Here is a 16,918-nt window from a genome sequence, read left to right as displayed (position 1 = left end):
CCGGGCAGTCAAACGCTACCCGCCGGGCCGGCCCGATCTGCCGGCACCGGACCACCGCCGGCCGGCGACCACCGCGCGGCAGCGTGCCGGTACCGACGGCGAAGGTTCCCGCCGCCTGTAACGCGCGGCCGGGGACACCCGACGTACCAGGTGTCCGGAGCCTCCCCAGGACCCGGTACGACGGTGGCTCGTCGCAGCAGCGGCGGGCCACCGTCCTCGTTGTCCGGGCGCTCGGCTCGATGCGGCGCTCGGCTCGTCGGAGCGCCCGGTTCGACGCGGCGCTCGGCTCGTCGTTCGACGAGGCGCTCGGCTTGCCGAGAGGCCGGCTTGCCGGGGTGCTTGCCGGGATCAGGAAACGCGGATCCGGCGGCGCGGTTCGGAGCCGGCGGCCGGCACCCCGAGCAGGGCGTTGTGCCCGTCGACGTTCGCGAGCACCACGTGCGGGTCGTCGAAGCCGAAGTCCAGCCCGCTGATCAGCCACCGACCGTCCGGGTCGCCGTCCTCGACCAGGTCCAGCAGCCGCAGCGGATGCCCGACGGCCGGGCCGAGCGGTGGCAGCACGTCGGCCCGCCAGCACAACCGCAGGCTCTCGTCCCCGGCGTCGACCGGCTCGGTCGGATCGAGATCGTCCCAGCTCAGCGAGCATTCGCCGGTACGCCGGTGGCAGGCGGTGAGCCGCTCGCCGGCGAACTGGAAGACCACCGGCCCCTCGCTGTACCACTCGTCGAGGTCGCGGTCCCACAGCACCCAGGTGTGTTCCAGCGGCCGGCCGGCGAGCCGGGACAGCCGCTCGCCGTGCACGTCCAGGATCTCCCGGGCGGTGTAGAGCCAGCGCGGCCGGTACCCGCCGACCTGGTGGGTGAACGCGCCGGTCGGCGCCTCCGGCGCGGACAGGTGCCGGTCGTCCGCGAACCGTTCGAGTTCCGGTGCGGCCCCGTCGAACCGCACCGTGGTCAGCGAGCAGGGGGACACCCCGCGGGCGAGCAGTTCGGGTCGGCCGGCGAGCGGCTCGTCGCCGAACAGGGTACGAACCAGGTCGACGGTGACGCCGCCGTGCGAGACGACCACCGTGTTCCCGCGGTCCTCGGCGTGCTCGCGGAGGAACCCGGCGATGCGGTCACCGGCGTCCCGGGAACTGTCGCCCCACAGCGGCCGGTAGTCGCGATCGGCGGTGGAGCGTTCCCACTCGCGCTGGAAGACGTCGAACGGCTGGCTGCCGTCCCAGCTCATCCGCTCCCGCAGCCGCGGGTCGGTCTGCACCGGCAGGCCGAGCACGGCGGCGATGATCTCCGCGGTCTCCCGGCTGCGCCGCAGCGGGCTGGACCAGACCTGGGTGATGCCCTTGCCTCGCAGGCACGACCCGGTCCACAGCGCCTGGGCGCGCCCGGTGACGGTCAGTCCCGGGTCGCCTCCCCTGCGTTGTTTCTCGCCGTGCTGGACGAGGTGGACGGTGCTCATCCCTCCAGAAAGCCAGTCTCGCTCACGACCACGCGACCCCATTCCGTATCACGAAAGATCACCATGCCCGGGTGGACCGCCTCGACGCCCGATCGCGCCCGACGCCCGCGCCCCGAACGGCCCGTCGGCGCGCCGACGGCCGGCTGCGGCGAGGCTCCGGGCAAACCCGGGCCTGTCCCCACGCCTCGCCGGCAGGCGGCGGCGCCGAGACAGACCCTAGGTCCGACCGAGTGCCGTTCGTACCACACATTCGGTTGTGTTGGCGAGTCGGTGTGTGACGCTCGTTACGCAACCCGTGTCCGGCGTTTCCGGACCGCTCGTCACTTCGCCAGCGTCGTACCGCGGGAGCGCAGCGCCTCGCAGGCCGCCTGGACCCGCTCGGCCATGCCCTGCTCGGCAGCCTTGCCCCAGGCCCGCGGGTCGTACTGCTTCTTGTTGCCCACCTCACCGTCGATCTTCAGCACGCCGTCGTAGTTGCGCAGCATGTGGTCGACCACCGGCCGGGTGAACGCGTACTGGGTGTCGGTGTCGATGTTCATCTTCACCACGCCGTAGTCGACCGCCGCCCGGATCTCGTCCAGCGTCGAACCGGACCCGCCGTGGAACACCAGGTCGAACGGGCGCTGCCGGCCGACCTTCGCGCCGACCTCGTCCTGGATCTGCTTCAGGATCTCCGGCCGCAGCTTCACGTTGCCCGGCTTGTACACCCCGTGCACGTTGCCGAACGTCAGCGCGGTCAGGTAGCGGCCGTTCTCGCCGGTACCGAGCGCCTCGACGGTCTTCAGCCCGTCCGCCGGCGTGGTGTAGAGCTTGTCGTTGATCTCGCCGACGACGCCGTCCTCCTCGCCGCCGACCACCCCGATCTCGACCTCCAGGATGATCCTGGCCTGGTGCGCCTGGGCCAGCAGTTCCCGGCCGATCTCCAGGTTCTCCGCCAGCGGCACCGCCGAGCCGTCCCACATGTGCGACTGGAACAGCGGCTCCTCGCCCCGCGCCACCCGCTCCGCCGAGATCGCGAGCAGCGGACGCACGTACGAGTCGAGCTTGTTCTTCGGGCAGTGGTCGGTGTGCAGCGCGATGTTCACCGGGTACTGCTTCGCCACCTCGTGCGCGTACCCGGCGAGCGCGACCGCACCGGTGACCATGTTCTTCATGGTGGGGCCGGACAGGTATTCGGCGCCGCCCGTGGACACCTGGACGATCCCGTCGCTGCCGGCCTCGGCGAAGCCGCGCAGCGCGGCGTTCAGGGTCTGCGACGAGGTCACGTTGATCGCCGGGTACGCGAAGCTGCCCGCCTTCGCGCGGTCCAGCATCTCGGCGTACACCTCGGGCGTGGCGATGGGCATGAGCGCTCCTTGAGCTGAGTCGTCTTCTCGGTCGAGTCTCCCGGGTGCGACCCCGGCGTGGGGTCGACACCGGAAGATGGTGCGTGCCGGACGCCGCTGTCCCCGGCACGCCGGTCCTGCACCGGCCGTGCCGCGCCGTCGAGTATCCCGCACATTCGGGGCCGGGGTGACTTTCGGTACCGGCCTGCCCGCCGGTGGCCGGGTCGCTGTCGGCCGGCATGCCCGCCAGGGGTGGCTTTCGGTACCGGCGTGCCCGGCCGGGTCCGGACGTCCCATCGGTACCTCGGGTTAGCTCCTGCGAGCCGCCGGGTACCCGGTTACGGTTGAGGCGCACACGCAGCGACAGGGGCGGCGGCCCGGCCGGCCGCCCACGAGCCGGTGCGGTACGGCACCGGCGATCCGATCTGCGGAGGTGACACGGTGACCGAACCGGAGCTGGCCCCGGACCAGGAACGCGATCCGAGCGAGTACCGCCCGGGCGAGACACCCGACACCGCGCGGATCGAGGCGCCGGACGTCGACTCGCCGGACGAGGAGCGGCCGAGCGAACCGGCCGACGAGGCCGAGCAGGCACCGGAGATCGGCCTGGAGACACCGGTGGACGACACCCTGGAACAGTCCCACGCGGTCCCCGAGGATCCCGACGACTACCGCTGACCCGAGCGGGTCGGCCCGGGGCCGCCGGGCGCCGGGCCATCAGCCTGGCACGTCGGTCGGCGGGCCACCGGGCAGCGGCCGCCGTTCGACGTGCCACCGGGCAGGGATCGCGGAGCCGCCGAAGCTCTCAGGACAGGGCGAAGGCGGCGTAGCCGACGACGCGGTCGGGCGGTCCGATCGTGTCCGCGGAGGTCGCGTAGCCGAGCAGCCGCGGGGTCCAGCCGGCGCGGGCGGCGAGGGTGGTGAGGCCGCGCAGCCCGAACACGCCGCAGGCGTCCCGGACCCCGATCCGGTCCGGCGAACGCTCCAGCACGGCGCGGATGGTGGCCGCGTCCTGCGCGCGGGCCGCGGCGTCCGGGTGGTAGTGCGACAGGTCGGTGGAGCAGAGCAGCACGGTGCCGGGACGGCGGATACCAACGGCGAGCAGGTCGGCCACCGCGTCCGCGTTCGCCGGCCCGGCCGCCACCGGCAGGATCGGGGTGCCCGGCGTGAGCACCGCCTGCAGGAACGGGACCTGTACCTCCAGCGAGTGCTCGGGTTGGTGCGGCTCGTCGTTCGCCTCGGCCGCACCCGCCTCGACCAGGGTGTTGCGCCCGATCGCGTCCAGTGGGACCTCGCCCAGCGGGGTCGCCCATCTGTCTACTGTGGAGACTGCGCAGCCGGCGAGGCGGACGAAGTGCGACGGGCCGATCAGCAGCACCCGGGCAATCCGTTCGGCGTGCGCCGCCAGCCGCGCGTACACCAGGGCGGCGGTGGGGCCGGAGAACCGGTAACCGGCGTGCGGGACCACGTACGCCGGGGCGAGCGCCTCGTCGACCGGCACCTCGACGTCGGCCAGCAGCGAGCCGACCAGGGTGCGCAGGGTGTCCGGATCGCTCGGATAGAACTTCCCGGCCACCGCCGGCTCGCGCACCGTCACCGGGCACCGTCCGCGGTGACCGGGGAGGTGCGCCGGTCGTGCGGGCCACGGCCGCCGCGCTCCACCAGCCGGACCGGCTGCCGCCGGGAACCCCACTCGCCGGGCGGGCCGGCGAACACCCCGGCGACGGACGCTCCACAGTGGACGCAGTGGCCGTCGTCGGTCAGGCGGTACTCGCCCAGCACGTACCAGTCCCGGACGATCACCGGTTTCCCGCAGGACGGGCAGTAGGTGGTCTGGCCGTCGGCGTCGTGCACGTTGCCGGTGTAGACGTGGTGCAGGCCGCGCTCCCGGGCGAGCTGCCGGGCCCGGCGCAGCGTCGCCGGCGGGGTGCGCGGGATGTCGCGCATCTTGAAGTCCGGATGGAACGCGGTGAAGTGCAGCGGCACGTCCGGGCCGAGATGCTCGGCGAACCAGTCGCACTGCTTCGCGATCTCGTCGTCCGAGTCGTTCTGCCCGGGGATCAGCAGCGTCGTCACCTCGAACCAGACGTCGGTCTCCCGGAGGTGGTCGAGCGTGGCCAGCACGTTGTCCAGCTTGCCGAACGTGACCTTGCGGTAGAACTGCTCGCTGAACGCCTTGAGGTCGATGTTCGCCGCGTCCATGTGCGAGTACAGATCGCGGCAGGCCGCCTCGTTGATGTAGCCGGCGCTCACCGCCACCGCCTTGATCCCGCGCTCCCGGCAGGCGTCCGCGACGTCCATCGCGTACTCCAGGAAGATCGTCGGGTCGTTGTAGGTGAAGGCGATCGAGCGGCAGCCCAGCTGTTCGGCGGCGCGGGCCAGCGCCTCCGGGCCGGCGGCCGAGGCCAGCGTGTCGATCTCGCGCGACTTGGAGATGTCCCAGTTCTGGCAGAACCGGCAGGCCAGGTTGCAGCCCGCGGTGCCGAACGACAGCACCGGCGTGCCCGGCAGGAAGTGGTTCAGCGGCTTCTTCTCGATCGGGTCGACGCAGAACCCCGAGGACCGCCCGTACGACGCGAGCACGACCTGGTCGTCGACCCGGCCGCGGACGAAGCACAGCCCGCGCTGCCCCTCGTGCAGCTTGCAGGCGCGCGGGCACACGTCGCACTGGATCCGGCCGTCCGGCAGCGGGTGCCAGTAGTCGGTGGGCACCGTGAACGGGTCGTCCAGGCTGAGCCGGTCGTCGCCGGCCGAACCGGCTCGCTCCGGCCGCCGGCGCGGTGGGTCGACGTCGACCTCGGTGCTTCCCATCGGTCCACCTCCGAACACCCCACGCTAGTCCGCCGCCGCCACGCCGGCCAGGCAGGACATTTGTCCCGGCGGAGTCCGGATCGACGGCTCTGCCGGGGATCGGTGCCGCGGCGGGAGGCTGGGCCCGATCGTTTCGGCGGAGGGTGATCGAGATGTGGCGACGAATCGCACCGGCCTGGGTGCTGGTCCTGCTGGCCCCGTTCGTGGGCGAGTTCCTGCTCGGGAACACGACCCTGAGCGCGGCGTTCGCGTACCCGGTGGACGCCGCCATGTACGGCGCCGGGGCCGTGCTGGTGCGCGAGGTGACCCGGCGGGCCGGCCGCGGCTGGCCGACGATGCTGGCGCTGGCCGCGGCGTACGGCCTGGTCGAGGAGGGGTTCGGCGACATGAGCCTGTTCAACCCCCGGTTCGCCGGCCTGCACCTGCTCGCTCCCGGCAACCTGGACGGGATCGGCTGGACCTGGTGGCTGTTCGTCCTGACCCTGCACGTGGTGTGGAGCATGGGTGCCTCGATCGCGCTCACCGAGGCGCTGTACGCGCGGCGCGGTACCGCGCCCTGGCTCGGCCGGGTCGGGCTGACGGTGACCGCGGCGGTCTTCGTCGTCGGCGTCGCCGTCATCCACTGGACGTTCCGCGGCGGCCTGCCGGGCTTCCCGGCGTACGAGCTGTCCGCCGGCCAGGCGCTGCTGACCGCGGTCGGGACGGTGCTGTGCATCGTGGTCGCGTTCCTGTTCCCGCGGGTCGGCCGGCGCCACCCCGCCGGTACCGGCCGGGTGCCGGCACCGTGGCTGGTCACGCTGCTCGCGGCGGCTGCCGGGGCGGTGTTCGAACTCGCGAACCACGGCCTGCCCGGCGGCTGGCCGATCCCGGTCGACCTGGTGCTGTACGCCCTCGCCGCAGTGCTGCTCGTCGGCTGGTCCCGGGGGCGCGGGTGGACGGCGCGGCACGCCTTCGCACCGGCCGCCGGCGCGCTGCTGGTGTACTGCGTGGTCGGCTTCGCCGCGCAGCCGAAACACGGCATCGATCTGGCCGGGCAGGTCGGGTTCGTGGTCCTGACACTGGCGCTGACCGCTCTCGCGGTGCGCAAGACCGCCGTGGGCCGGGTCCCGGCGCCGGCGGCGCCGATGACGCCCGCGGCGGGGTAGCCGACGGGACGAGCCGACGCGGGGCGGGCACTCGGCCGGCCCCGCGGCACCGGGACCGCGGGGCCGGCTCTCGGCTGGCCCCCGTGAACCGGTCACGGCGGGGGAGGGCTCCCTGGCTGCCCCGCTGCGCCGGTCAGCTGGGCGTTCGCACGGCGCCGAGGAGGGCGACGAGCCGGTCGGGGTAGTCGGCGGTGAGCGGATCGCCGCTGATCAGCAGGCGGTAGTAGAGGGCGCCGTAGAGCATGTCGAGCACGGCGTCCGGATCGGCGCCGGGGGCCAGTTGCCCGGCCCGGATCGCCTCGGTGACCAGCTCGCGAGCGGCGTCCCGGCGGGTGGCGATGAACCGGTCCCGCAGCGCCGCGGCGAGCTCCGGGTCGTGCTGGCTGGCCGCGACGAGCGCCACGAACGGCCGGCGGGCGCCGGGATCGTTCATCAGCCGCGCCACCCGGCCGAGCTGGTCCCGCAGCCGGCCCAGCGGGTCGCCACCGGCCGGGAACGTCATCCGGGCACCGACCAGGTCGGTGAACGCGTCCATCAGGATGGCCGCCTTGGTCGGCCACCAGCGGTAGATGGTGGCCTTGCTGACCCCGGCGCGGCCGGCGATGTCGTCCACGGTCAGGCCGGGCAGGCCACGGTCGGTGATCAGGTCGCGGGTCGCGGCCAGGACCGCCTGCCGCGCGCGCTCACTGCGCGGGCGACCCGGCCGGGCGGGATCTGCCCGCACCTCGTCGCCGACGCCACTGTTCGGTCCGGTCTCCATAACGATACTGTACGATCAGTTTCGTTATTGGTCGAGCCCGGGTACCGCCCGCGCCGGCCCCGGCGGCCGGACCGCGGTCGCCCGCACCGCACGTACCTGAAGGGTTCACACCGTGGAGTACACGCAACTGGGCCGCACCGGCCTGTCGGTGTCCCGGCTCGTTCTCGGCACCATGAACTTCGGCCCGGAGACGTCCGAGCAGGACAGCTTCGCGATCATGGACCGGGCCCACGAGCACGGCATCAACTTCTTCGACACCGCCGACATCTACGGCCGGGTGCTGGGCGAGGGCGTCACCGAGCAGATCATCGGCCGGTGGTTCTCGTCCGGTGGTGGCCGCCGCGACCGGACGGTCCTGGCGACCAAGGTCTACGGCACCATGGGCGAGTGGCCGAACACCTCCCGGCTGTCCGCGCTGCACATCCGCCGCGCCTGCGAGCAGTCGCTGCGCCGGCTGCAGACCGACCACCTCGACCTGTACCAGATGCACCACGTGGACCGGGCGACCCCGTGGGACGAGGTCTGGGAGGCGTTCGACGTCCTCCGCCAGCAGGGCAAGGTGCTCTACTTCGGCTCGTCCAACTTCGCCGGCTGGCATCTCGCCCAGGCGCAGGAGGCCGCCCGGTCCCGGCACTTCCTCGGCCTGGTGAGCGAGCAGTCGCTGTACAACCTGATGGCCCGGTGGATCGAGCTGGAGGTGCTGCCGGCCGCCCGGGAGTACGGCATCGGCGTGATCCCGTGGTCCCCGCTGCACGGCGGCGCACTCGGCGGGGTGCTGCGCAAGCAGCGGGAGAACGGCGCGCGCCGGGGCGGTTCCGGGCACGCGGCCGACGCGCTGGCGCAGCACCGCGACACGATCGAGGCGTACGAGAAGCTGTGTGCCGAGATCGGTGAGGACCCGGCGCACGTCGGGCTGGCCTGGCTGCTCGCCCAGGACGGCGTCACCGGACCGATCACCGGGCCGCGGACGATGGAACACCTGGACGGCTCGCTCCGCGCCCTCGACATCACGCTCGACGCCGAGGTGCTCGCCCGGATGGACGAGCTGTTCCCGCCGCCGGCGCCGAACGGCGCGCACCCCGCGCCCGAGGCGTACGCCTGGTAGCGGGGAGCGGCGCGCGGGCCGCGGCCCCGGACGGGCGGCGGCCCGCGGTCAGGACCGCACCGCCGCCCGTCCGGGTCTCCGGCAGACGGTCAGACGCGGACCGCGAACGAGTACAGCCGGGTGATCTGCTCGTCGGACAGGTTGTCGTCGGAGACCATCAGCAGCTCCCGCCGGTCGCCCCGCAGGTGCCGGCCGGTGAACACCATCCCCTCGATGTTGTCCAGCAGCGGGTTGGGCTGCGGCTGTTTGGCGGTCGCCCCGTCGCTCGGGCACGCGGCCAGGTCGGCGAGCAGCCTGCGGTGCACCTGCCGGACGGTCGTGTCGGCCAGGCTGGCGACACCGGTGACGTCCTGCGCACCGGTCAGATCCGCCTCGTACAGCCGGATCGTGTTGCCGTAGCCCTTCCGCCAGCCCCGCTCCAGCACCAGCAGCCGGTTCGGCGAGATCGCCTGGACGTCGGAGATCTGCAGCCCGGCGTCGACGGTGAACGCGTACTGCGCGGCGACCTCGAACCTGCCGTGCCGCCGGTCCCAGCGCAGGAACCGGTTGAGCCCGTTACCGTCGGCGTCCGTACCGTCGCCGGACAGCGGTGACTCCATCGTCGCGATGAGCGAACGGTCCCCGGGCAGCAGGGTCAGCCCCTCGAAGGTGGCGTTCTCCTCGGCCTCGCCGGCCGGTGCGACCCGGAACCGGCCCGGGACCGGCAGGCTGCCCAGCACCTTCCCGCGCCGGTCGTACCGGCGGACCGACGGCTCGATCTCCGAGGTGATCAGCCGGGTGCCGTCCCGGTCGACGGCGATGGCCTCGGAGTCGATCGGGTCGCCGTGCTCGTCCGCCAGCGGTTGGTACCCGACGGGTTCGGTGCCGAGGCCGCGGGTGGGCCGGGTCAGCGTCCAGAGCGCCGACGTGTCGCTGACGGCCCGCAGGTGCGAGCCGTCGTACTGCAGCCCGGACAGCTCGCCGATCTGCGCATCGCCGAACTTCCGCTTGTCCAGCGCGTCGGAGAAACCGCGCAGCGACACGTAGCGGGAGCAGGCACCGGCGTCGTGGCGGCCGGGCGCGGGATGGGCGACCGCCGGCGTGGCAGCGGCCACGGTACCGAGTGCGGTGGCGGAGGCAACGACGAGCGCTCGAATTCGCATGCTTCGGATCATGCCGGAAACCTCCGTCCCGCGGTCGATCGGTGCACGAACGCCGCCGTGCGGGCAGGTGACAGGGTTGCGGCGCGACCGGGACGGCAGGGTTGCGGCGCGACCGGGACGGCAGGGTCGCGGCGCGACCGGGACGGCAGGGTTGCGGCGCGACCGGGACGGCAGGGCAGACTGGCGCGGTGCAGAAACGCGCGTACACCGGGCATCTCGACCCCGGCGCCGCCGACTACGTGTACCTGCCGGTCGACGTCCCGGCCGGCACCACCCGCCTCGCGGTGCGGTACTCGTACGACCGGCCGGCGCTGCCCGCCGGCACCGTCGGCAACGCCTGCGACCTGGGCGTCGTCGACCAGCGCGGGGTCGAGGCGGGCTTCCGCGGCTGGTCCGGCGGGGCGCGGGACTCCTTCGAGATCTCCGCGGCCGACGCCACCCCCGGGTACCTGCCCGGGCCGATCGAGCCGGGGCGCTGGCACGTGGTGCTCGGGCCGTACACGGTCGCCCCGGGTGGACTCGACTACACCGTCGAGGTGACGCTCGACGACGCCCCGGTGACCGGCGAGCCGACGGTGCGGTACCCGCCGGCGACCACCGGGCGCGGCCCCGGCTGGTACCGCGGCGACTGCCACCTGCACACCGTCTACTCCGACGGCGGCCGGACCCCGGCGCAGGTCGCCGCGGCGGCGCGGGCCCGCGGCCTCGACTTCATCAACTCCAGCGAGCACAACACCCCGGCGTCGCACCGCGTCTGGGGCGAGTACGCCGGCGACGACCTGCTGATCCTCACCGGCGAGGAGATCACCACCCGCAACGGCCACTGCCTCGCCATCGGGCTGCCGCCCGGGTCCTGGATCGACTGGCGGTACCGGGCCACCGACGGCGTGTTCGCCGATCACGCGGCGCGGGTGCGCGCGCTGGGCGGTCTCGTGGTGCCGGCCCACCCGTACGGGCAGTGTGTGGCCTGCTCGTGGAAGTTCGGCTACCAGCAGGCCGACGCGGTCGAGGTGTGGAACGGGCCGTGGTCGCTCGGCAACGAGGCGGCGCTCGCCACCTGGGACGGCATGCTGGTCGCCGGCCGGTTCGTGCCGGCGATGGGCAACAGCGACGCGCACCGGGACGGTGACGTGGTCGGCCTGCCGCAGACCGTGGTGTACGCCGAGTCGCTGTCCGCCGCCGGGGTCAAGGCCGGCCTCGCCGCCGGCCGGGCGTACCTGGCGGACGATGCCGCGGTGACCGTGTCGCTGACGGCGACCGCCGACGGGCGTACCGCCGGGATCGGCGAGCGGCTCGCGGTGGCCCCGGACACGCCGGTGACGGTACGGCTGGAGGTCGCCGGCGTGCCCACCGGCACGGTGCGGCTGGTCACCGACCGTGGCCTGGTCCACGCCGCGCCGCTGCCCGGACCGATCGAGTGGCGCAGCACCGCCCGCTACACCGGCTACGTCCGCGCCGAGGTGCGACACCCGGACGCCGGCGAGCCCATGCCGTACGGGTCGATGGCGGCCCTGACCAACCCGATCTTCCTGGACTGCTGAACCACCGAACGGCCGGCTCTCTGGGCAAACCGCGCACACGCCGCGTACCGACGGGAGAAACTGCGGAGAACATCCGCATTCCGGAAGGGCGGCCGTGGACGAACACGACGGTACGAACGACGGCACGCCCGAGCAGCCGGCCGGCGGCCACCCCGAACCCGGCGCCGAGCCCACCGGCGGTGGCGCCAGCAGGCACCGGGACCGGGCCGCGCTACGCGACTGGAAGGACGCGGTCACGCCGCGCTCGGCGCTGCTGTGCGTCGGGGTGTTCCTGCTGATGCTGGCGTTCGCACTGTCCTACATGGGCGCGCTGCACAACCCGAAGCCGCACCACATCGACGTCGCACTGGCGGCGCCGAGCCAGGCCGCCGGACCGCTGCTCCGGCAGCTCAACGGGCTGCCCGGCGAGCCGGTCAAGGCCCGTACGGTGCCCGACGCGGCGACCGCCCGGCATCAGGTGACCACCCGGGACGCGGACGGTGCACTGCTGGTCGCCCCGGCGGCGGGCGGCGGCGGTACCGCCCGGCTGATCGTGGCGAGCGCCGCCGGGCCGTCGATGTCGCAGGCGCTGGAGCAGGTCATGCGGCGGGTGGCGCCGCGCGCCGGGCTGCGGCTGTCGGTGGTCGACGTCAAACCGCTGCCGGCCGACGACTTCGAGGAGTTGAGCTCGTTCTACCTGGTCGTGGCGTGGAGCGTGGGCGGCTACCTGGTGGCGTCGATGCTCGGCGTCTCGGCCGGTACCCGACCGGCGAACCTGCGCCGCGCGTTCATCCGGCTGCTCGCCATGGCGGTGTACTCGATCGCCGCCGGGCTGGGTGGCGCGATCATCGTCGGCCCGGTCCTGCACGCGCTGCCGGCGTCGGTCGGCCAGCTGTGGTGGATCGGCGCGCTGCTGGTGTTCTCCGCCGCCGCGTTCACCATGGCGATGCAGGTACTGGCCGGGGTGATCGGCATCGGCATCGCGATCGCGGTGTTCGTGGTGCTCGGCAACCCAAGTTCCGGCGGGGTGTTCCCGTGGCCGATGCTGCCGGCGTTCTGGCGGGCCGTCGGGCCGTGGATCAGCACCGGCGCCGCCACCCAGACGGTGCGCAACGTCTCCTACTTCGGTTCGCACCACATCACCACCCACCTGCTGGTGATCTGCGGGTACCTGGTGTTCGGCGTGCTGGTGGCCCTGCTGGTACCGGGGTTGAAGGCGCGGCGGCCCCGGCGTGTGGGATCGCCCGCACATCTCGCGGCCGAGGCGTGATCCGATCTTCCCGCCGGGTAGCCTCGGCGAGGTGGGGTGCATCGGGGTGGGAAACGCCAGGCTGACCGGCGGGGCATCGAGGGTCGTACCGCTCAGCTCGATGTCGGCGACGCGTCGGTAGCGTGCACCACATGGGGGATGTCGAGTCGGTCCGGGCGGCGAGCGAGCCGCTGGCGGTCAACCTGCTCGATCCGAAATCGCTGATCGACACGTTCGGGCTGGTCGGCGTCTATGCGGTGATCTTCGCCGAGACCGGGTTGTTCTTCGGATTCTTCCTGCCCGGCGACACCATGCTGTTCATCGCCGGCATCGCCAGCTCGGCGGTCGCCCAGCACCTGCTCGGTACCCAGCTGTCGCTGCCGGCGCTGCTGGTCGGGGTGCCGATCGCGGCGATCGCCGGCGCCCAGTTCGGCCACTTCCTCGGCGCCCGGTTCGGCCGGGCGATGTTCGACCGGCCGGCGTCGCGCCTGTTCAAGGCGCAGTACGTCGACAAGGCCGAGTACTACTTCAACAAGTTCGGGCCGGCCAAGGCGGTCGTGCTGGCCCGGTTCATCCCGGTGGTCCGCGCGTTCCTGAACCCGGTCGCCGGCATCCTGGAGATGCCGTGGCAGAAGTTCCTGCTCTGGAACGTGGTCGGCGGCGTGGTCTGGACCGACGGCATCATCCTGCTCGGCAACCGCACCGCCGGCGTGATCCCGCCGAGCATCATCGACAAGTACCTGCTGCCGATCATCGCGGCGATCGTGCTGATCGCGCTGCTGCCGCTGCTGCGTGAGCTGGTGAAGCGGCTGCTCGCGCGGCGCCGCGGCCCCGCCGAGCAGGCCAGCGACGACGACACCGACTCGCAGCCCGCAACCCGCCGGTGACCGTGGGCGAACGGCGCCCCGGCCGCGCGCCGGCCGGCGCCGGATCCGGCCGGGTACGCTGAGCCGGACCGGAGCTCGCGGCCCGAGACGGTGCGTCGGGAACGAGCCGCAGACTCACCCTCGGTACGCCGGAGAAGCCGATGGATCCCACAGGACGCGACGTCGGTCCGTTCCGTGGCGTGACCACCGTCCGGGTGCACGGCGGGTTCGAGATCTGCCGCGGCAAGGACGACGACGGCCGGGCGGTCACGATCCTGACCATGGGCCCGTCCGCGGTGCACGACGACTCGCTGCGCGGTGCGCTGACCGAGGCGTACCAGTGGGCGCGCTCGCACGCGCCGGCCGGTGAGGACTTCGCCGGCGTCGAACTGTCCGGCGAGCAGCCGTGGGTGGCGAGCCTCGACGCACCCGGCACCGTCGGGGTGCGGAGCGTGTTCGACCGGCTGGTGAGCATCGTTCGGCCACCGGCACCGGGCCGGCACACCGGGAACATCGCCACCCGTACCGACACCGGCTCGATCCCGCGAGTCGGCTCGGACGGCCGACCGATCACCGCCGACACCGGCTCGATCCCGCGAGTCGGCCACGACGGCCGACCCCTCACCGCCGACACCGGCTCGATCCCGCGCGCCACGACGGACACCGGGTCGATCCCGCGGGCCGGTGCGATGCCGCCCGGCTCGGCGCCGCCGCCCGGCTCCGCGGCGCCGCCCGGATATCGCACACCGGCACCGGCCGTCGGCCGGCACACCGGGCAGCTGCCCCGCATCGTCGAGTCGCCGACCAACCCGCTGCCACCGGTTTCGGGGCCGGCGCGGCACACCGGCCAGATTCCCCGGGTGGCCGCCGCGCACACCGGCCAGCAGCCCCGGGTCGATCACACCGGCCGGCCGATCGAACCGGCCGCACACACCGGGCAGTTTCCCCGAATCGACGTGCCCACCCACCAGACCGGGCAGCTGCGCCCACCCGGACGGCCGGTCCGGGAGCTGCCCCCGATGCCGGCGTACCAGGGACGGCCGTACACCGCGGCGCCGCGGCCGATCGCCGCACCGCACACCCGGCGGGTCCCGGTCGGCGGCGGCCGGGCGCTGCCGATCCTGCTGATCATCATGGCGCTCGGCGCGATCGGGGTACTCGCCCTACTCGTCGCCGCCTACCTCGCCGTCCGGTCCTGACCGCGGCTCCACTCGCCGCCTACCTCGCCGTCCGGGACCACGGCTCCGCCATGCGCCGGCCGGTCAGGCTGGTCGCGGGCGCCGCTGCGGGCAGCGAAACCCGGGCCGGCGCCCCCACCGGCCCGGGAAGGTCGAACGGCTCAGGACGCGGTACGCGGGCGCGGGCTGCGGCGCCGGCGCGGCGGCGCGATCAGGCTCGCCACCGTGCTCAGGTTCGGCGACACGATCCGGTAGTACGCCCAGACGCCTCGCTTCTCCCGTTCCAGCAGGCCGGCCTCGGTGAGCACCCGCAGGTGGTGGCTGACCGTCGGCTGACTCAGCCCGAGCGGACCGATCAGGTCGCAGACGCACGCCTCGCGTCGCGGCGCCGCCTGGATCAGGCTGAGCAGCCGCAGCCGGGCAGGGTCTGCGAGTGCCTTGAGCAGCCCGGCGAGGCGGTCTGCTTCGGCCGCCGCCAGCGGCTCGCCGGTGAGCGGCGAGCGAGCGGTCGGTTCGATCTCGGTGAGCACAGCGGTCACGTGCCCTCATCCCCCTGGACATTCAGCATCTTGAATATTTGCCGGTACCTATAGCGTTAACGCCGCCGACTGCGGTAGGTAACGGCCAGCGGGGCGACATATCTAGGCTGTGCGGGTGCCCGACGACTCCTTGCCGCTGAAGCCCGCCCCCCTCAACCCAGGTGACCAGGTGGTACTGATCTCCCCGGCCGGACCGGTCGCCCCCGAACACGTCGAACGCGGCGCCGCGCTGCTGCGCGAGTGGGGACTGTCCGTCACCATCGGGGCACACGCCTACGACCGGGACGGTCTGGTCGCCGGCACCGACAACGACCGGCTCGCCGACCTGAACACCGCCCTGGCAGACCCCGCGATCCGTGCCGTGTTGTGCACCCGCGGTGGCTATGGCAGCCAACGAATCGTCGGCGGGATCGATACGGCCCTGGTCCGGCGCGATCCGAAGATCGTGCTCGGTTTCTCCGACATCACCGCCCTGCACCTGGCGCTGTGGCGCGGCGCACGCCTCGCCACGCTGCACGGCCCGGCGCTGTCGTTGCGCACCGAGCCGGACCCGGTGACCCGCGCCGCGCTGCGGGCCGCCCTGTTCGACCCGACACCGGTACGAGTCGTCGCCGAACCCGCCGAGCCCACCACCGCGGTGACCACCTCCGGGTGCGCGCGCGGCCGGCTGCTCGGCGGCAACCTCGCGATGCTCGCCGCGACCGCCGGTACCCCGGACGCGCCGGACCTGGCCGGCGCCGTACTGCTGCTGGAGGACATCGCCGAGCCCGCCTACAAGGTGGACCGGATGGTGCTGCAACTGGAGCGCGCCGGCCTGCTCACCGACCTGGCCGGCGTCGCGGTCGGCCAGTTCACCGACTGCCCCGCCGGCCACCCGTCGGTACCGGAGGTCCTCGCCGACCGCCTGCACCGCCTCGGTGTCCCGGTGCTCGGCGGCCTGCCGATCGGCCACGGCGCGGTGCGGGTGACGGTGCCGCTGGGTACCCGGGCCGTGCTCGACGCCGACGCCGGCACCCTCACCGTGGACCCCGCGCTCCGACGGCCGTAGCCCGGCAAGCCGAGGAGGGGTACTCACCACGCTTTGCTCTGCGCACCTGGGTGCACCACGGATGGTGCATCAGGGTGCGCAGAGCAAAGGGGCGCGTGAAGGGGGTCCTGCCCCGACAAACGTGCCGGTCGGGCCCGGGTCGGCGGGCGAGCCGGTCGGGCCCGGTCCAGGTCGGCGAGCGAGCCGGTCGGGCCCGGTCGAGGGTGGCGGGCGAGCGGGTCAGGCCAGGTCGAGGTCGGCGAGCGAGTAGGCGGCGCGGTACTCCAGCCCGGCGGCGCGGACCGCATCGCCGGCGCCACGGTCGACGACGACGGCGACGCCGACCACCTCGGCGCCCTCCGCCCGCAACGCCTCGACCGCGTCCAGCACGCTGCCACCGGTGGTGGAGGTGTCCTCGACCGCGAGCACCCGGCGGCCGGCGACGTCCGGACCCTCGATCCGCCGCTGCAGGCCGTGCGCCTTGCCCTGCTTGCGCACCACGAACGCGTCGACACCGTGCCCGCGCGCCGCGGCCGCGTGCAGTACCGCGGTGGCGACCGGGTCGGCGCCCAGGGTCAGCCCACCGACGGCGTCGTACCCCCAATCGGCGGTCAGGTCGAGCAGCACCCGGCCGACCAGCGGCGCGGCGGCGTGGTGCAGCGTTATGCGGCGCAGGTCGACGTAGTAGTCGGCCTCCCGACCGCTGGACAGCACGACCTTGCCGTGCACCACCGCGAGGTCCTTGATCAGCTGACGCAGGTTCTCCCGATCCGACACGGCCACAGCTTACGGG

16 protein-coding genes are annotated in these 16,918 nt (G+C 73.4%); 8 read left to right on the top strand and 8 right to left on the bottom strand.

Annotation, left to right across the window (positions count from 1 at the left end):
* Positions 1–348: 348 nt before the first annotated feature.
* Both Athai_RS32505 and fbaA read right to left on the bottom strand, forming a co-directional pair.
* Complete coding sequence (locus Athai_RS32505) at positions 349–1,458, bottom strand: histidine phosphatase family protein (RefSeq protein ID WP_203965010.1); 1,110 nt, start codon at positions 1,456–1,458, stop codon at positions 349–351.
* 320 nt (positions 1,459–1,778) lie between these two features.
* Positions 1,779–2,804: a class II fructose-bisphosphate aldolase gene (gene fbaA, locus Athai_RS32500; RefSeq protein WP_203965009.1), complete on the bottom strand. Its 1,026-nt coding sequence runs from the start codon at positions 2,802–2,804 to the stop codon at positions 1,779–1,781.
* A 420-nt stretch (positions 2,805–3,224) separates the two neighbouring features.
* Here fbaA and Athai_RS32495 point away from each other — a divergent pair, with 420 nt between their 5' ends.
* Positions 3,225–3,461 carry a hypothetical protein gene (locus Athai_RS32495; protein ID WP_203966812.1) on the top strand — a complete coding sequence of 79 codons (237 nt, stop codon included), beginning with the start codon at positions 3,225–3,227 and terminating at the stop codon, positions 3,459–3,461.
* Between the two features lie 127 nt (positions 3,462–3,588).
* Here the strand turns inward: Athai_RS32495 and amrB are convergent, their stop codons facing one another.
* Both amrB and amrS read right to left on the bottom strand, forming a co-directional pair.
* Positions 3,589–4,380 (bottom strand): AmmeMemoRadiSam system protein B, encoded by a 792-nt coding sequence (gene amrB / locus Athai_RS32490; RefSeq protein WP_203965008.1) that lies wholly within the window; start codon positions 4,378–4,380, stop codon positions 3,589–3,591.
* The gene (gene amrS / locus Athai_RS32485; RefSeq protein WP_203965007.1) at positions 4,377–5,594 is read right to left on the bottom strand and encodes an AmmeMemoRadiSam system radical SAM enzyme; all 1,218 of its coding nucleotides are present in this window, start codon (positions 5,592–5,594) and stop codon (positions 4,377–4,379) included. Before amrS ends, amrB begins: the two co-directional genes overlap by 4 nt.
* 152 nt (positions 5,595–5,746) lie before the next feature.
* On the opposite strand from amrS, the gene Athai_RS32480 reads away from it, so the two are divergent.
* On the top strand, positions 5,747–6,739 hold the full coding sequence (locus Athai_RS32480) for a hypothetical protein (RefSeq protein WP_203965006.1): 993 nt from the start codon (positions 5,747–5,749) through the stop codon (positions 6,737–6,739).
* Between the two features lie 133 nt (positions 6,740–6,872).
* Here Athai_RS32480 and Athai_RS32475 read toward each other — a convergent pair whose 3' ends face one another.
* A complete protein-coding gene (locus Athai_RS32475) occupies positions 6,873–7,499 on the bottom strand; it encodes a TetR/AcrR family transcriptional regulator (RefSeq protein ID WP_203965005.1) in 627 nt (208 codons plus the stop codon).
* A 112-nt stretch (positions 7,500–7,611) separates the two neighbouring features.
* Here Athai_RS32475 and Athai_RS32470 point away from each other — a divergent pair, with 112 nt between their 5' ends.
* Positions 7,612–8,604, top strand: a complete 993-nt coding sequence (locus Athai_RS32470) for an aldo/keto reductase (RefSeq protein ID WP_203965004.1) — start codon at positions 7,612–7,614, stop codon at positions 8,602–8,604.
* An 89-nt stretch (positions 8,605–8,693) separates the two neighbouring features.
* On the opposite strand, the gene Athai_RS32465 is transcribed toward Athai_RS32470, so the two are convergent.
* A complete protein-coding gene (locus tag Athai_RS32465) occupies positions 8,694–9,746 on the bottom strand; it encodes an esterase-like activity of phytase family protein (protein ID WP_203965003.1) in 1,053 nt (350 codons plus the stop codon).
* Positions 9,747–9,934: 188 nt separating this feature from the next.
* Here Athai_RS32465 and Athai_RS32460 point away from each other — a divergent pair, with 188 nt between their 5' ends.
* The 4 genes from Athai_RS32460 (at position 9,935) to Athai_RS32445 (ending at position 14,580) form a co-directional block, all read left to right on the top strand.
* The gene (locus Athai_RS32460; RefSeq protein WP_239157301.1) at positions 9,935–11,287 is read left to right on the top strand and encodes a CehA/McbA family metallohydrolase; all 1,353 of its coding nucleotides are present in this window, start codon (positions 9,935–9,937) and stop codon (positions 11,285–11,287) included.
* 94 nt (positions 11,288–11,381) lie between these two features.
* Positions 11,382–12,536: an ABC-2 transporter permease gene (locus Athai_RS32455; RefSeq protein ID WP_203965002.1), complete on the top strand. Its 1,155-nt coding sequence runs from the start codon at positions 11,382–11,384 to the stop codon at positions 12,534–12,536.
* Between the two features lie 131 nt (positions 12,537–12,667).
* On the top strand, positions 12,668–13,402 hold the full coding sequence (locus tag Athai_RS32450; RefSeq protein WP_203965001.1) for a DedA family protein: 735 nt from the start codon (positions 12,668–12,670) through the stop codon (positions 13,400–13,402).
* Positions 13,403–13,542: 140 nt separating this feature from the next.
* Entirely contained in the window at positions 13,543–14,580 is a 1,038-nt protein-coding gene (locus Athai_RS32445; protein WP_203965000.1) for a hypothetical protein, read from the top strand.
* Between the two features lie 140 nt (positions 14,581–14,720).
* Here Athai_RS32445 and Athai_RS32440 read toward each other — a convergent pair whose 3' ends face one another.
* Positions 14,721–15,089: an ArsR/SmtB family transcription factor gene (locus tag Athai_RS32440; protein WP_203966626.1), complete on the bottom strand. Its 369-nt coding sequence runs from the start codon at positions 15,087–15,089 to the stop codon at positions 14,721–14,723.
* 124 nt (positions 15,090–15,213) lie between these two features.
* Here Athai_RS32440 and Athai_RS32435 point away from each other — a divergent pair, with 124 nt between their 5' ends.
* The gene (locus Athai_RS32435) at positions 15,214–16,146 is read left to right on the top strand and encodes a S66 peptidase family protein (protein ID WP_203964999.1); all 933 of its coding nucleotides are present in this window, start codon (positions 15,214–15,216) and stop codon (positions 16,144–16,146) included.
* 219 nt (positions 16,147–16,365) lie between these two features.
* Here the strand turns inward: Athai_RS32435 and pyrE are convergent, their stop codons facing one another.
* A complete protein-coding gene (gene pyrE, locus Athai_RS32430) occupies positions 16,366–16,902 on the bottom strand; it encodes an orotate phosphoribosyltransferase (protein WP_203964998.1) in 537 nt (178 codons plus the stop codon).
* Positions 16,903–16,918 lie beyond the last annotated feature (16 nt).

It is taken from the genome of Actinocatenispora thailandica (genome assembly GCF_016865425.1).
In the GTDB taxonomy this organism is placed as follows: domain Bacteria; phylum Actinomycetota; class Actinomycetes; order Mycobacteriales; family Micromonosporaceae; genus Actinocatenispora; species Actinocatenispora thailandica.
Note: the sequence above shows the minus strand (reverse complement) of the source record. Positions and strands in the feature narration are given on the sequence as shown.

Coding starts and splice junctions, on each gene's coding strand:
- Athai_RS32505 (WP_203965010.1), bottom strand. CDS start 1,458: ATGAGCACCGTCCACCTCGTCCAGCACGGCGAGAAACAACGCAGGGGA.
- fbaA (WP_203965009.1), bottom strand. CDS start 2,804: ATGCCCATCGCCACGCCCGAGGTGTACGCCGAGATGCTGGACCGCGCG.
- amrS (WP_203965007.1), bottom strand. CDS start 5,594: ATGGGAAGCACCGAGGTCGACGTCGACCCACCGCGCCGGCGGCCGGAG.
- Athai_RS32480 (WP_203965006.1), top strand. CDS start 5,747: ATGTGGCGACGAATCGCACCGGCCTGGGTGCTGGTCCTGCTGGCCCCG.
- Athai_RS32475 (WP_203965005.1), bottom strand. CDS start 7,499: ATGGAGACCGGACCGAACAGTGGCGTCGGCGACGAGGTGCGGGCAGAT.
- Athai_RS32465 (WP_203965003.1), bottom strand. CDS start 9,746: ATGCGAATTCGAGCGCTCGTCGTTGCCTCCGCCACCGCACTCGGTACC.
- Athai_RS32450 (WP_203965001.1), top strand. CDS start 12,668: ATGGGGGATGTCGAGTCGGTCCGGGCGGCGAGCGAGCCGCTGGCGGTC.
- Athai_RS32445 (WP_203965000.1), top strand. CDS start 13,543: ATGGATCCCACAGGACGCGACGTCGGTCCGTTCCGTGGCGTGACCACC.